The organism is Pedobacter sp. (assembly GCF_035317785.1).
Classification (GTDB): Bacteria; Bacteroidota; Bacteroidia; order Sphingobacteriales; family Sphingobacteriaceae; genus Pedobacter.
Genome location: NZ_DATHGC010000376.1, coordinates 1 through 15,205, shown reverse-complemented (window position 1 = coordinate 15,205; position 15,205 = coordinate 1). Strand labels below are relative to the sequence as shown.

12 protein-coding genes and 1 tRNA gene are annotated in these 15,205 nt (G+C 41.4%); 9 read left to right on the top strand and 4 right to left on the bottom strand.

The features are described 5' to 3' along the window. From VK541_RS23425 to VK541_RS23410, 4 genes are all read left to right on the top strand, one after another. Positions 1 to 2,418 (top strand): TonB-dependent receptor (locus tag VK541_RS23425; protein ID WP_324373009.1); only part of this gene is annotated, 2,418 nt, incomplete at its 5' end. A 10-nt stretch (positions 2,419 to 2,428) separates the two neighbouring features. Continuing rightward, complete coding sequence (locus tag VK541_RS23420) at positions 2,429 to 4,318, top strand: RagB/SusD family nutrient uptake outer membrane protein (RefSeq protein ID WP_324373008.1); 1,890 nt, start codon at positions 2,429 to 2,431, stop codon at positions 4,316 to 4,318. Between the two features lie 55 nt (positions 4,319 to 4,373). Next, positions 4,374 to 5,549 (top strand): DUF5000 domain-containing lipoprotein, encoded by a 1,176-nt coding sequence (locus VK541_RS23415; RefSeq protein WP_324373006.1) that lies wholly within the window; start codon positions 4,374 to 4,376, stop codon positions 5,547 to 5,549. 11 nt (positions 5,550 to 5,560) lie between these two features. Then, complete coding sequence (locus VK541_RS23410; protein ID WP_324373005.1) at positions 5,561 to 6,781, top strand: DUF4998 domain-containing protein; 1,221 nt, start codon at positions 5,561 to 5,563, stop codon at positions 6,779 to 6,781. Positions 6,782 to 6,866: 85 nt separating this feature from the next. Here the strand turns inward: VK541_RS23410 and VK541_RS23405 are convergent, their stop codons facing one another. The 3 genes from VK541_RS23405 to VK541_RS23395 all read right to left on the bottom strand — a co-directional run bounded on the left by VK541_RS23405 (position 6,867) and on the right by VK541_RS23395 (position 9,696). Beyond that, entirely contained in the window at positions 6,867 to 8,090 is a 1,224-nt protein-coding gene (locus tag VK541_RS23405; RefSeq protein WP_324373003.1) for an MFS transporter, read from the bottom strand. A gap of 217 nt (positions 8,091 to 8,307) precedes the next feature. Next, positions 8,308 to 9,534: a hypothetical protein gene (locus VK541_RS23400; RefSeq protein ID WP_324373002.1), complete on the bottom strand. Its 1,227-nt coding sequence runs from the start codon at positions 9,532 to 9,534 to the stop codon at positions 8,308 to 8,310. A gap of 88 nt (positions 9,535 to 9,622) precedes the next feature. Continuing rightward, a tRNA-Pro gene (locus VK541_RS23395) sits at positions 9,623 to 9,696 on the bottom strand. Between the two features lie 436 nt (positions 9,697 to 10,132). Between VK541_RS23395 and VK541_RS23390 the strand changes: the two genes are divergently transcribed. The 4 genes from VK541_RS23390 to VK541_RS23375 all read left to right on the top strand — a co-directional run bounded on the left by VK541_RS23390 (position 10,133) and on the right by VK541_RS23375 (position 13,529). Beyond that, complete coding sequence (locus VK541_RS23390) at positions 10,133 to 10,954, top strand: AraC family transcriptional regulator (RefSeq protein ID WP_324373001.1); 822 nt, start codon at positions 10,133 to 10,135, stop codon at positions 10,952 to 10,954. 78 nt (positions 10,955 to 11,032) lie between these two features. Continuing rightward, on the top strand, positions 11,033 to 11,872 hold the full coding sequence (locus VK541_RS23385) for an NAD(P)H-binding protein (protein WP_324372999.1): 840 nt from the start codon (positions 11,033 to 11,035) through the stop codon (positions 11,870 to 11,872). Between the two features lie 139 nt (positions 11,873 to 12,011). After that, the gene (locus tag VK541_RS23380; protein WP_324372998.1) at positions 12,012 to 12,875 is read left to right on the top strand and encodes an alpha/beta hydrolase; all 864 of its coding nucleotides are present in this window, start codon (positions 12,012 to 12,014) and stop codon (positions 12,873 to 12,875) included. 96 nt (positions 12,876 to 12,971) lie between these two features. Further along, a complete protein-coding gene (locus tag VK541_RS23375) occupies positions 12,972 to 13,529 on the top strand; it encodes a dihydrofolate reductase family protein (protein ID WP_324372997.1) in 558 nt (185 codons plus the stop codon). 19 nt (positions 13,530 to 13,548) lie between these two features. On the opposite strand, the gene VK541_RS23370 is transcribed toward VK541_RS23375, so the two are convergent. Further along, entirely contained in the window at positions 13,549 to 13,905 is a 357-nt protein-coding gene (locus tag VK541_RS23370; protein ID WP_324372996.1) for a helix-turn-helix domain-containing protein, read from the bottom strand. Positions 13,906 to 14,033: 128 nt separating this feature from the next. Between VK541_RS23370 and VK541_RS23365 the strand changes: the two genes are divergently transcribed. Next, a complete protein-coding gene (locus tag VK541_RS23365; RefSeq protein WP_324373011.1) occupies positions 14,034 to 14,933 on the top strand; it encodes an NAD(P)-dependent oxidoreductase in 900 nt (299 codons plus the stop codon). Positions 14,934 to 15,205 lie beyond the last annotated feature (272 nt).

The window sequence follows — 15,205 nt, the reverse complement described above, 5'->3', positions numbered from 1 at the left end:
GTCACGACTAAGGAAGGTAAAGTTGGGAAGGCTAAAATTAGCATGCGTTACGAAAATTCGTTGTCATCTCCAATCAAAAATGTAGAGCTGGCAGATCCCATTACTTATATGAAACTGGGAAATGAAGCCGTATTAACACGTGATCCCTTAGGACTGCCGCTATACCTGGAGAGTAAAATTGACAATACCATAGCTGGCACTAATCCATATGTTTATCCTGCTACAGACTGGCGCAAGGAGTTATTTAAAGATTATGCGCCCAGCCAGCGTGCGAATTTTAACATTACAGGTGGCGGGGAAGTTGCCCAGTATTATCTGGCAGGCACTTTTAATCAGGACAACGGCGTGCTTAAGGTAGACAACAGAAATAATTTCAACAACAACATCAACCTAAAAAGTTATGCGTTACGTTCCAACACAACCATTAACATCACAAAATCTACCCAGGTCGGTGTTCGGTTATATGGAACCTTTGATGACTATACGGGGCCCATTTACGGAGGGTCCGGAATGTATACCAGGGTAATGCAGACCAATCCAGTAAAGTTTCCTGCCTATTATCCTGTTGACAAAAACAATGCTCATGTTCAGCATATTATGTTTGGAGGCAGTTCTGACGGCACCTATATCAATCCCTACGCAGATTTGGTAAAAGGATATAAAGACTATTCAAAGTCTTTAATGCTTGCTCAGTTTGAACTGAAGCAAGACTTGTCTATCCTCACCAAAGGGCTTTCACTTAGAGCAATGGTAAACACAAACAGGGAATCCTATTTTGACATTTCCAGAAGTTATATTCCGTTCAGTTATGAAATAGGGGGATATGATAAATATACTGACGATTATAATCTTGGAGCGATAAATCCGAATACAGGGACGGAATACCTGGATTATAGTGAAGGCAGTAAAATTGTAAAAGCAAATTTATACCTGGAATCTGCGCTCAACTATAACCGCATATTTAATGAGAAACATAACCTGAGCGGCCTAATTGTGTTTAACATGCGCAATTATCTGGAGGGAAATGCCACATCACTGTTAAAATCTTTGCCGTACCGCAATATCGGTGTGTCCGGAAGGGCAACCTATGCTTATGACAGCAGATATTTTGGGGAATTTAATTTTGGATATAATGGATCTGAAAGATTCTATGAAACTAACCGGTTTGGATTTTTTCCTTCTGCGGGGGTAGCGTGGTTTGTTTCCAATGAGAAATTCTGGGCTCCTTTTAAACTTGCCGTTTCAAAATTAAAGTTAAGGGCTACCTATGGTCTGGTAGGAAATGATGCAATAGGCAGTGCTGAAGATCGTTTCTTTTACTTGTCAACAGTAAATATGAACAGTGCTGCCAAAGGGGCCGCATTCGGAACTGATTTTACATACAGGCAGAATGGTGTAGTGGTTTCCAGGTATGACAACAAGTTAATAACCTGGGAAACCGCTAGAAAAATGAACCTTGGTCTGGAATTGGGATTATTTAATAAAATAGATATCCAGGTAGATTATTTTACTGAATACCGTGACAAAATTTTAATGAACCGGGCTTCAATTCCTACAACAATGGGGCTTTCAGCACCTGTAAGAGCGAATGTAGGCGAAGCTTCCGGTAACGGAATTGACATGTCCCTGGATTTTACACAGAATTTTTCCAACACCTTATGGCTTACGGCAAGGGCAAATTTTACCTACGCGAAAAGTAAGTATGAGGTTGTCGAAGAACCGGAATATAAGGAAATGAACTTATCTAAAATCGGATTCTCCCTGTCACAAAGATGGGGATACATAGCTGAACGCCTGTTTATAGATGCCCATGATGTGGCCAATTCCCCTACCCAAAACTTTGGCTTCTATGAAGCAGGCGATCTAAAATACCACGATGTAAATGGCGACGGGCAGATCACCACGCTCGACAGGGTTCCGATAGGATTTCCTACTGATCCGGAAATCATCTATGGGTTCGGTCTTTCCGGCGGTTTTAAAAGTTTTGACCTGAGCTGCTTCCTTCAGGGTTCGGCACAGTCCTCTTTCTGGATCAATGAAAATGGATCTACGGCACCTTTTGTTAATCAGAATCAACTGTTAAAAACTTATGCAGACAGCTATTGGTCTGAGGAAAACCGGAATTTGTACGCCATTTGGCCCAGGCTAAGCAATACGATTAACACAAACAACAACCAATTGAGTACCTGGTTTATGCGTAACGGTAGTTTCCTGAGGTTAAAATCTGTAGAATTTGGCTACACACTACCCAAACGGCTTACACAATCCATAAAATTAAACAACGTTCGATTGTACGCAAGTGCCACAAATTTACTGACATGGAGCAAGTTTAAGCAATGGGATGTGGAGATGGGCGATCAGGGCTTAGGCTATCCTATACAGAAAGTATACAACGCCGGACTTCAAATTACATTTTAATATATACGGTATGAAAACTAAAACAACACTCATAATTATATTATTATTTTCTGTTTGTTCATGCAAAAAGTACCTGGATGTAGTTCCGGATAATGTTGCAACAATAGAAAATGCATTTACCATGCGCAACACCGCAGAGAAGTTTCTCTTTACCTGCTATTCTTATATCCCAAAAAACGGCGACTACATCTACGACCCGGCGGTGATGGGAGCTGATGAAATGTGGGGCCTGCAAACAGAATGGGCAGCATTAAGACTTGTTCAGGGCTTTCAGAATGTAGTAGACCCCTATTTTAATCCCTGGTCTGGCCTTCAGGCTTCTCCGGCTTTATTTGGAGGAATAAGAGACTGCAACATCTTCCTGGAAAATATCCATAAAGTAGTGGAGATGGATGAATTTGAACGGAAGAGATGGGAAGCAGAAGCTAAGTTCCTGAAAGCTTATTATCATTTCTATTTACTGAGAATGTATGGACCAATCCCCTTAATCCGGGAGAATTTGCCCATATCGGCCGATGTCGAAGAAACCAGGGTAACGAGAGAACCTGTGGATGACTGCGTTAACTATATTGTACAATTACTTGATGAGGCAGCTGTAGATTTACCGGATAAAATACAGGCCGATGCTACTGAACTGGGAAGAATAACCAAACCAATTGCACTCGCCATCAAGACCCGGGTACTGATCATGGGGGCAAGTCCTTTATTTAATGGCAATCCTGATTACGTAAATTTTAAAGACCGAAAAGGGATAGCCCTTTTTAATCCGGTATACGATCTGGAAAAATGGAAGAGAGCCGCAGATGCCGCAAAAACTGCTATTGATGCAGCGCATGCAAACGGCAACAAACTATATTATTACAATGAAAATAATCCTGCTTCAACCCTGGTTTCAGCAGAAACCAACCTTAAAATGAATATACGCAACAGCCTGACTGCTAAATGGAATCCTGAAATTGTTTGGGGAAACCCCAATAATCTAAGCAGTGAAAACCAGAAGCAGTCTCAGGCCAGATTAGACGGCAGCACATCCGGGCTTGCCTCTACCGGCTCAACGCTGGCGCCCACACTGAGGATGGCGGAGATGTTCTATACCAAAAATGGTGTTCCCATAACCGAAGACAATTCATGGGATTACGCAGGCAGGTATAGTCTTAAAACTGGCACTGCGGCCGAGAAGTACTACATTAAAGAAGGTTATGAAACGGTAAAATTCCATTTTGACAGGGAACCGCGTTTTTACGCAGATCTTGCTTTTGATGGCTCTATATGGTACGGGCAGGGAAATAAAACAGATCTCAACAATTGGTATGTACAGGCTAAACTAGGGCAATATTCAGGTCCTATTCAATCAGGGCAGTATTCAACAACCGGTTACTGGCCTCAAAAACTGGTAAATGTAGAAAATATATATACCGCGACAAATAACTATACCATAGTTAACTACCCCTATCCGGAAGTAAGACTTGCCGATTTATATCTGCTGTATTCAGAAGCCTTGAATGAGTATTCTGGACCGGATACAGAGGTTTACAATTACATTGACCTGGTTAGAAAAAGAGCGGGATTAAAAACGGTAGCAGAATCATGGTCACTTTATTCTATTAATAAAACGAAGCATACCAGTAAAGAAGGCCTCAGGGAAATTATTCATCAGGAACGGGCTATAGAACTTGCATTTGAGGGTCACAGGTACTGGGATTTAAAAAGATGGAAAGAAGCTGTGTCGGCCTTAACCTACCCTATCCAGGGATGGAATATCCGCCAGCAAGATGCTGTCAGCTTCTACACTGTAGTAACGATCAGGAACAGAATATTTAACCAAAAAGATTATTTCTGGCCGTTAAGGGAACTTGACATGATTACAAATAAAAACCTGGTCCAGAACCCCGGCTGGTAAGGGGCTCCTGATAAACAGGTGAATTCATTAGTTTTTAATATAAAATATGATAACAATGTATGATTTAAAGAATTTCATTGTGATATGCCTGATGGCAGTGTTTATCACAGCGTGCAAGGAAGATCTTCCGCAGTCCATTTCCAAAGAAGGCGCAACTCCAAGGCCAGTAACCAATGTGGTCGTTAAAAATTTGCCGGGCGGGGCTACATTAAGGTACAAATCTCCCGACAGCGAAGATCTTTTATACGTAAAAGCCGTGTACGAATTTCCCAAAGGAAACATCAGAGAGGTAAAAGCCTCGATGTACATAGACAGTCTCACTATAGATGGTATAGGAAACACCGATGAACTCGATGTCAAATTATTCACCATAAGCAGGTCAGAAGCATTTTCAGAACCGGTTACAGTCAAAATCAAGCCATTAACACCTCCGGTAAAACTGGCCGGGGAAACTTTGAGTCTTATAGAAGACTTTGGTGGTGTTACAGCCTCTTTTGAAAACAAAACTGAATCCAACCTGGTTATCACCATTGTATTAAAAGACGGCAATGAATGGCTCCCCATAGAAACTTATTACACCAACCGAAGAGCTGGTTCTTTTTCTGCAAGGGGCCAGGAAGCAAAAGAGCAGATTTTCGGAGTTTTTATTAAGGATAGGTGGAATAACAGGTCGGACACTTTAAAAGCATCACTAACACCAATTTTTGAAACAAGACTTCCTGCTCCGGAATCCATCACCTCTTTGTATAATGATTACAATCAACATTATCTGACTTTCAGATATACCTACTTATTTGATGGTATTGTTTCTTTCGCCAACTATGTCGGAACGTTGCTTACGGCAACATCAAAATTACCGCTGTCATTTACAATTGATTTTAAAGTGCCTACCCAATTTAGCCGTTTTAAATTCTGGATGAGGGGAGGTGGCAATAACTATGATTTCAATTTTGGCGCTCCTGAAAAATGGGAGGTTTGGGGAGCCAATGAACTGGATGCCGACTGGAGCAAATGGACCAAGATCCTGGACTGTACAGCAATTAAGCCTTCTGGCGCAATACTCGGTGTATTGACCACCGAAGATCTCGAAGCAGCCAAGGCTGGACTTGATTTTCAATTTCCTCTTAATACACCTAAATACCGTTATCTCCGCTGGAAAACTACCAAAAATTTTGGCAGTGTAGATTATGTTCAATTTTCTGAATTAACGTTTTGGGGCAACCAGAAGTAAACCATTCAACCATGAAATTTAAATCACCACATCATTATCTATTTAGTATAATATTAATAGCAACCGGATTGTATTTCAGTTCCTGCAGAAAAATGGATGCCACTTACGCTGATTACATCAAGGATGGCGAAACCATATATGCTGGCAAGGCAGATTCATTGAGAGCTTACCCGGGAAAAAGCCGGATAAAATTATTCTGGCCATTAAAGCCGGATTCGAAAATAACCCGTGCTATGATCTATTGGAATAACAGAGCAGATTCTTTAGACTATTCTATTGATAGAACATCTGATATCCGATCGGCAAATGTGATCATTAACAATCTTGCCGAAGGCTCCTATTCCTTTGATGTTTACACCTTTGACAACAAAGGCAATACTTCAGTTAAAGCTATCGCTTCAGCAACAGTCTACGGCAATAACTATATCCGTCAATTACAGGATAGGAAATTAAAAACTGTACTGAGCAGAAATTTTAACGCATATATCAATTGGGCCGATACTGTTAAAGGCGCTGTTGCCACAGAAACAATCTATACAGATGATGAAGGAAATACAAAAAGCATCTTAATTCCAATGAAAGAAAACCAAACGGTTCTGGAGAACTATAAAGCTTCAACAGAAATCAAGTACAGAACACTATTTGTTCCGGAAGGTATTTCCATTGACACTTTTTACACCGCATACAGCACCGTTATTCCTGAAAATTCATTGGACAAATCTAAATTTTCAAGGTGGAACCCAGCAGGCTTTCCTTATACAGAATACAATTCTGGTACCGGATATAATATTGAAAAACTATGGGATGATGTTTATACCGGTTATGGATATATTTACCTGGAGACACAACCTCTGCCAAGAAGTTTCACTTTTGATCTTGGGCTGACCGCAAAATTGGAACGATTGAGATTGAGTCCTAACTGGGATACCCAATTATACAAAAATGGCAATGTTAGAAAATTTCAAATCTGGGGCTCGGCCACACCGTCGGTTACCACTGACTTTTCTACCTGGATATTCCTGGGCGAGTTCAATTCTACAAAGCCTTCTGGCCTGCCTTTGGGACAAACTAATGCTGCCGACCTTGCTTATGCAAAAGCAGGCGAATTTTTTGACATCATACCAAGTGCGGCACCGGTCAGATATATCAGATTTGTGATACAGAATACCTGGTCCGGATCAATATCCATGCATGCTACCGAATTGACATTCTGGGGAAATGCTACAAGATGAAGTTAAAGTTACAAATTGTTCACATGCGAAAAATGCCACCTTCAGGGTGGCATTTTTATGAGTTCCAGGTTGTTCTTTATTGCTTCTAATGAGCTTCTGCAACAACAGGTGACTTTCTTTGCCAGAAGAAGAATATAGTAAACAGCACAATCAATATGCAAGGGAATGTAAGCATCTTAACGAGTGTGTCCTGACCTGCCGCAAGTTGTAACGCATCGCCTGTAAGGCCAGCAGCTGTATGCACAGCTGTTGAAGAATCAATCCAGCTCCCTATAAAAGGTTGAAAAATAGAAGTAGAAAACATCCCTACACCGCCCACAATCGACATTCCTAAAGCACCGCTCACCGGAACCCGCTGGGCCACTGCTGCAATGATCACCGGCCAGTTGAAACATACACCAAGACCGAATATCACGGCTGCCAAATAAGCAATTGGACCAGTAACAGTGCTGAACATATAAATTCCTATTGCTGCCAGAAATGCACCCCCTAACAAAACACCCGTTTGTCCTAATTTATCAACAACCGGTCCTGTGAAAATCCTTCCAACCGTCATCACACCGAAAGTTAATGCCAATACCAGCATAGCATCTGCACCGCTGCTGCTCAAAACAACGGCTACCCATTGGTTGGGACCAAATTCTGTAATTGCTGTCATCGCCATACAGCAGAATATAAAGATGTAGAGCGGACTAAGCATAGCCTTGAAATTTTTTGAAATGGAAGTTACGCCTTCCACGTGTGCCTTTGGAAACGCTTTTCCATAGAACAAGATTGCATAAGCCACAGTTGGGATCATCAGGATCCAGATCTGAGTCTGCCAGGTTGCGCCGGCATCGGTCATGAACTTGGAAATCAAACTGCCCAGCACAATTCCTCCAGGGAACCACATGTGGAACCTGCCAAGCATTTTATTTATTTTTTTGTCGTCATACATGTCAGCAATCATCGGATTGCACGCAGCCTCCGTACAGCCATTCCCGAAACCAATAAAAAATGTGGATATCAGCAAGCCTGTATAACCGCCGGCATAAATCGTGAGCAGGATGCCCAATGTATGCGTAATCACCGCTACCTGCATAATAATTTTAGGTCCCACGGTGTGGTAAACAAGTCCTCCGATGATCATGGAAATTGGGAATCCGAAAAAGAACATCGAATTGATAAACCCCAACTGCTCGGCAGTTAGCCCAAATTCTGCTCCCAGCTGAGGAAGAATACCAGCCCTGATACTAAAGGAAAAGGCCGTAGTAATGATGGCAAGACAACTTCCGTTGAATAAAGCACTTCTGTTAATGTTTTCGTTCATAATTATTAGAGTTTATTTGGTTTTTAAATGTGCAAGAGTTGTATAGTCAAGCGATTTGGAAATATACAATTTATTTGGATTTTTAAGAATAGTAAATTTTTAATGTACCAACCCTCAGCTCTATTCCGTATACGCTACCTCCCGGACGGACTCAGCTGCTGCTATTTCCTACTCGACGCAAGAAATTAAAACAGACAGGCATACAAGTAATGAGGAGTTATCGTACGAAAGGGCTGGTATTAAGGTCAATGACCCACAATCTGTTGCTGCCGGGATCTTCAAACCGCTTATGACCAAATACCGTATAGGATCTGGAACCGATCATGAAAGTGGAACAGTCTGAAGCAATTCCCAGGTACTGTTTAACAACAGAACGCCATTTTTTGCTCTGCGGATTATAAGCATATAGGTTACCTGCATCTCCAAAACTGATATAAGCCTCATCCCCATATACAAACGCATTAGTAGAAGTTGTTTGTTCATCGGAAGGAACACTTTGGGATTCCTGGCTCCAGGTATCGCTGTCGTAATCATAGCTGAACAATGAACTGCTAACAAAGCTTCCGCTGCCAGACCATGGAATTTGCGCTGTGCCAAGGCCGTAGTAGATCTTATCATTCATTACAAAGCTGCAACCGTTACGGGTAATTATCCCAGCGTTCACCGATCCTCTCCTGGTCCAGCTGTTGGCCAGGGAATTGTATACCACTGTGCTGCGACCTTCTCTTTCCGAAAGGATAAACCCTTTGCCCCTGTAAGTCATTGCCGTGCCATAGCAAATATCATCCGGGCGTAGAGGATCCGCCATCTTCTTCCAAATGTTGGTTTCCGGAGAATATTCATAAAGATCCCGCGCACAGTCATATGGCTGAGAAATTATACCACCGCCTACATAACCTTTACCGTCAAGAACGAAGCTGATGGACATATAACGTGTTGCTCCAGGGAAGTCTGCCTTTTGTGACCATTTATCGGTCATGCTATCATATTCCCAAAGGTCCCTAAAGTATTTCCCGCTGTATTTGGTGGACCCGGTAGTAACGTAGGCCCTGGTACCGATGACAAAGGCAGTGGCCAGAATCCTTCCCTCTTTAGGAAAAGGTGCTGCTTCCTTCCATTTCAATTGATGGCTCAAATAAAAGGTGTCCAGACTCTGGTAACTTTTGTCTCCGACTCTGACCTTAATCGTGCCCGTCCGGGCATGTACCGGTATAATTACTTCCATTTCATTTTCCGAAATTAGCCGTGAAGGTCTGGCTACCCTGTCATTGAACAATACGGTATAATTGGTCAGTCCCTGATCAAAAGCAGGTCCCTTTAGGATGAGCCTGCCCCCTGCAGTATCAATTTTGTGGCTAAGAATAATATTATCGGGATTATCTTCCGATTTTTGACAGGAACACAATAGCAAGCATGAGATGACTGCTAACAGAAAAGAGCGCATGGCTTAAAATTTAAATGGCATTATTATTTTACATAAAGATAAAAAAAATCCTGTAAGCAATTGACTTACAGGATTTCATTAAATTATGTCGGGGTGGCAGGATTCGAACCTACGACCTCCACATCCCAAATGTGGCGCGATACCGGGCTACGCTACACCCCGAACTTGGTATCTTTGTCCATAGCCTTAATTGCTACGGGACGCAAAGATATAAAAATTCTGTTTATTGCAAGCAAATGCTATTTTTTTATTGCCAAATTTTAAGACCGGTCTTGTATGTCAAAGATACACAGGCAGTAAATTGGGGCCATACGATCATTAAGCTCTCCCTGAATCGCAGAGGAGCGGGTATTGTTCCATCGTCATCGGGCCAAGACTTCGAACGGAAGGCATCAGCAGCGTAAAAACCTAGACTGTCGGGCATATAGCCCACTTTTCTTTTCATAGAAATGGGGTTATTTGTTGCTTTGTGACCCACAAACAAATGCCGAACCGCTGGTTGGATCGGTAAGCCCCAACATCATCAGTATCGTAGTAGTTTTTCTAATTAGGTATGCAGTGTTCTTTAATTTATCTAAATTAGTACATAGCTATTATAATGATGAACTATCAAACATTCAACCCACCTGAAATACTACAGCCTTTTATAAAGCATTTTTGGGCGTTGGAGGGCGATGCTGCCGGCAATTCAGAAAAAACTTTCAGCGCTATTCCCGATGGCTGCCCAGGTGTAATTATGGTTCAATCAGAAAAAGAAGCTTTTTGTTTGAATAATAACAAGAAGCTGCCTAATATTTTTTTATACGGTCAAACAATTAGGCCCGCCACCTTTTCAGCCGTTGGAAAAATAGGTGCCATAGGCATTTGTTTTCAGCCTCACGCTTTAAAATCAATTTTTGGACTGGATGCCGATGAATTAACTAATTCCTGCACAGATCTTAGCCTAATAGGCAGCAAAAGCAATAATAACCTCTCAGACCAGCTTTTAAACGCCGCTACTATTGATGAACAAATCAGACTGTTGTCTTTTTATTTGTTTGAGCAATATCAAAGCAACGACAGGCATCCGGATGGCATCATCAAATATGCTATTTCACAACTCACGCATTCAAAAGGAAAAATGTCAATTAAGGAACTAAATCAAAAAGTACAGGTGTCTGAAAGGACACTTGAACGCAAGTTCAAGGAATCTGTAGGCATTTCCCCCCAGCTATATTCCAGGATCATTCGTTTCCAGGAATCATTGAATCAATTGCGAAAAAGCGACTATGATAGACTTTCAGATATTGCTTATGACAATGACTATGCCGATCAGAGTCACTTTATACGAGTTTTCAAAGAATTCACTGGTTTCTCTCCAATTGAATTTAAAAAAAACTCAGATGAGGTGGCCGAGAATTTTCCTCGGTTGAAAAAATAATTCAGGGGCCTGCCGGATTTATTCTATTTTCAAAAATTTGCAGCTTATAATTTTGAGTAAAATTTAATACTTGAAATTATGACAAACACAGCATCACAAACAGAAAAAAAAATCCTGGTTATTGGTTCTACTGGTAAAACCGGCAGCCGGGTACTACAAAGGCTTAAAGAATTGGGAGTAGCCGTGCAAAGCGGCGCTCGCAGCAGTAATCCTAAATTCGACTGGAAAGATCCCGATACCTGGGAGCGGGCCTTGAAAAACATTAGTGCGGTTTACATCTCTTTTTATCCCGATCTGGCCGCTCCTGACACCACTAAAATCATTAAATCATTTACAGAAACCGCGACAAAAAATGGCGTGCAAAAGCTGGTATTGTTATCCGGCCGTGGTGAAGAAGAAGCCCAGGCATGTGAAAAAATAGTAATAAATGCAGGGGTCAACTGGACGATTGTCAGGGCAAGCTGGTTTGGTCAAAATTTTAGCGAAGGGAATATCTTAGAACCCATATTAAGTGGTCATGTTGCCCTGCCTGCAGGCGATATTGCCGAGCCATTTATTGATGCTGATGACATTGCCGATGTAGCGGTTGCTGCATTAACTGAAGACGGGCACAACGGAAAAATATATGAAGTTACAGGCCCAAGGTTACTGACATTTAAAGAAGCAATAGAAGAAATTGCAAAGGCAACGGGTAAGAGCATCAGCTATCAGACAATACCAATGAAAGATTATGCAAGCGAACTTGTCTCCTACGGTCTGCCAGCCGACTTGATTTTGCTGATCACTTACCTGTTCACAGAAGTTCTGGACGGCAGAAATGAAAAAATTACTGATGGTGTTGAGCAGGCGTTGGGAAGAAAAGCAACCGACTTTTCGGAATTTGCCGAAAAAGCTGCGGCCAGAGGAGTATGGAATTAAAATCACAGTCATCGCTTGCATAAATGTGTCCAGTCAAAATCAAACTGGCTGATACCACAAATTTGATTACGAACAAATCACACAAAAAAGCGGTTATAATTATTTGAAGTTTAGTTTTTGATCAATCAATTATACAAATATGGAAAGACAAATTTTAAATCAATCAATTAAAGTTGACGGCATTGATATTTTCTATCGGGAGGCCGGAGACAGGAAGAATCCAGCCTTGTTACTTTTACATGGGTTTCCAACTTCATCGGTCATGTTTAAAAACCTGATGACCGCCCTGGCTGACAGGTTTTATCTCGTGGCTCCAGATTACCCCGGCCTTGGATTCAGTGCTTTTCCTGACAAGAATGACTTCGAGTACTCTTTTAAAAATGTAGCGGCATACATCAACAAGTTTACCGACCAAATTAATCTAAAATTATTTACTATCTACCTTCATGATTACGGCTGCCCAATCGGGCTTCGCATCTGCGTAAGTAATCCCGAAAAAATAGAAAGGATCATTGTCCAAAACGGCAATACCTATCTTGAAGGTATCGAACCTATCTGGGATGAAATTAGAGCGTACTGGGACAATCCCACCGAAGAAAAAAAGAAAGAGGTATATGCTTTTTTAAGTAAAGAAGGTACAAAAGATCAGTACTATTCTGGATTACCTGAAGAGCTCCATCCCCGCGTCAGCCCTGAAACCTGGATATTGGACTGGGAACGAATGAGCAGGCCTGGTAATCTTGACGTGCAGTTTGAGTTGAATTGCACCTATAAAAGCAACATTGAGCTGTTTCCCGTCTTTCAGGAATATTTCCGCACACACCAGCCTCTAACCCTTGTTATATGGGGAAGGCATGATCCATATTACAATGTAGAAGAGGCCCATTGTTACAAAAGGGATTTACCTCATGCCCATATTCACATAATTGATGGGTCTCATATGGTCCTGGAATCAAATTTTGATGAGGTGTTGGAACTTATCAGCAATTTTCTACATTCATAATAAATCCTGTTGAATTGCAGAATAAGCATATTATCCAACAGGATTAGATACAGGAATACAAAGATCTCTATTGAAATTATTATAAGAAATCAAATCATGCGAAAAATTATTTTAAACCTGGCCATCACTTTTGATGGCATGATTGAAGGCCCAAACGGTGAGCTAGACTGGATTGTAAAAGATGAAACAATGGATTATGCCGACATACTCAACGAAATTTTAAGTGATAAGGACATTATCTTTTATGGGCGCATAGCCTACGAAAAATTTGGCAATGCAAAAGCCGAAGGCGGCGCAAGCCAAAAAATGAAAGATGCTTATAATCTGTTGAACAGCAAAAAAAAGTATGTTTTTTCCAAAACCATGGAAGATGATAATTCCGGTGCAACTTTTATTGATTCAGCTATTGAAAAAAGAGTATCGGAGCTGAAACAACAACGTGGCAAAAGCATTTGGCTTTATGGCGGTGCTAAAATTGCTACAACTTTTTTTAACCTGAACTTAATTGATGAATTTCGGCTGGCAATTCACCCCGTTGTACTTGGAAAAGGCAAGCCGCTTTTTCAAAATATTGAAGATATACACAAATTGAAATTAGCAGATGCAAAAACGTACAATTCGGGCGTAGTTCTGATGACGTACAAAATAGATTAATAACAAAGAGCTGAAAAGCTTATTGATAATTTTCCAAGCTCTGATCAGGTACCCTGATCCGGTTATTGTCGCCCCAACTTTCCATAATGTCAATTACCTGTAAAACACTTTTACCTGAATCGGTTAAAAAGTATTCTACTTTTAAAGGAAGTCCTGGATGTACAATTTTATCGATTATTCCATATTGTTCCAATTCACGCAGGTGAATGTTAATAATCCTCGGACTGGTTATAGACAATTGGCGATGCAATTCACTAGGGCGTATATGCCCTTTGCTTATGGCGTTTATGATCCATGCTTTCCATTTCCCGCCTACTACTTTTATGGCTACGCTAATGCCGCAATCATGCTCGTCCGGTATTTTCTTTGTATACATATTTCATTTTTTAACATTAGTAAAGATAACCATTTATCGCATTGCGTATGTAGGGAAGAAAACTTCCCTGCATGAATATTTTTTCCCTTATTGTGTAGCAACTCAGTTCAGCTGAAGTTTGTAAAAAAATAATAATGAAAAATTCAAAACAAAAAGTAACCGTAATTGGCCTCGGAGATATGGGCGGAAAACTCGCCAGCGTATTGCTGGAAAACGGATACAAAGTAACAGTATGGAACAGGGACAGCAAAAAGGCAGACGCCTTGGTAACAGCTGGTGCAATCCTCGCGGCATCAGCGGCTGATGCTATTCTGTCTAGTCCCATTCTTATTATGTGTGTAAAGGATTACGATGCTTCACACAGCATCCTTAAAACAAATGATGCTTTTAAAGCGCTTAATGGCCGGCTGCTCATTGAGCTTAGCACCGGCACTCCCAAAAAAGCCCGAAAAGGAAGAGAACTGGCCGATGCTGCAGGAGCCGGCTATCTTGACGGTGCCATACTCGCCACACCGCCCCAGGTTGGCCGCCCGGATACACCAGTTTTTATTTCAGGTGAAAATGCTGCCTATCAAAAAGCAACAACAGTTATGAAGACACTAGCAGGCGGACTACAGTATATGGGTGATAAAGACGGTAATGCAGCTGCCTGGGATCTTGCATTTTTATCCTGTCTTTTTGGTGGTATGGTTGGCTTTTATCATGGTGCAGCACTGCTGGAGTCAGAAAATATCAGTGTTGAAGACTATGGCAACATGATGGCCGCACTGGCACCTGTTACAGGAGAAATGATAAAGTATGAAGGTAAAGTTATTGGAAACGATTTGTTTACAGAAGTACAAAGTTCGCTTACCACATCGTCTGTCACTTTTAAATTGCTACTGGAACATGCAGAAGAAGCAGGCATAGCTAAAGACTGGCCCCAGTTTGGTATGGCACTTTTTCAAAAAGCGCTTAACGCGGGATATGGTCCTGAACAGGTTGCCACTGTAGTGAAAGTAATCAGGCCGTCACAGGAATGTATCTGATTACCTGGTCAGCTTATCCTTTATCATCCACACTTCTGTTCTGCCTGAATAGGCATTGGTGCTCGTAACTACAATGATGGTATCATCATTTAAATTACAGAGACTGTTCCATTAATAGGATTTATTAGTCGGGATGATAAAGGGTAATGAAGTTGTGAGGCTTATTTGGCAGAAAAACTACGAGTTACGGGGAAACAAAAAAGGACAAATCAAATAAATCTGATTTGTCCTGTGAAGTCGGGGTGGCAGGATTCGAACCTATGACCTCCACA

Excerpts from the sequence above, each read along its gene's own strand:
- VK541_RS23420 (WP_324373008.1), top strand. The coding sequence starts at position 2,429 with ATGAAAACTAAAACAACACTCATAATTATATTATTATTTTCTGTTTGT.
- VK541_RS23415 (WP_324373006.1), top strand. The coding sequence starts at position 4,374 with ATGTATGATTTAAAGAATTTCATTGTGATATGCCTGATGGCAGTGTTT.
- VK541_RS23410 (WP_324373005.1), top strand. The coding sequence starts at position 5,561 with ATGAAATTTAAATCACCACATCATTATCTATTTAGTATAATATTAATA.
- VK541_RS23405 (WP_324373003.1), bottom strand. The coding sequence starts at position 8,090 with ATGAACGAAAACATTAACAGAAGTGCTTTATTCAACGGAAGTTGTCTT.
- VK541_RS23400 (WP_324373002.1), bottom strand. The coding sequence starts at position 9,534 with ATGCGCTCTTTTCTGTTAGCAGTCATCTCATGCTTGCTATTGTGTTCC.
- VK541_RS23390 (WP_324373001.1), top strand. The coding sequence starts at position 10,133 with ATGATGAACTATCAAACATTCAACCCACCTGAAATACTACAGCCTTTT.
- VK541_RS23385 (WP_324372999.1), top strand. The coding sequence starts at position 11,033 with ATGACAAACACAGCATCACAAACAGAAAAAAAAATCCTGGTTATTGGT.
- VK541_RS23380 (WP_324372998.1), top strand. The coding sequence starts at position 12,012 with ATGGAAAGACAAATTTTAAATCAATCAATTAAAGTTGACGGCATTGAT.
- VK541_RS23375 (WP_324372997.1), top strand. The coding sequence starts at position 12,972 with ATGCGAAAAATTATTTTAAACCTGGCCATCACTTTTGATGGCATGATT.
- VK541_RS23370 (WP_324372996.1), bottom strand. The coding sequence starts at position 13,905 with ATGTATACAAAGAAAATACCGGACGAGCATGATTGCGGCATTAGCGTA.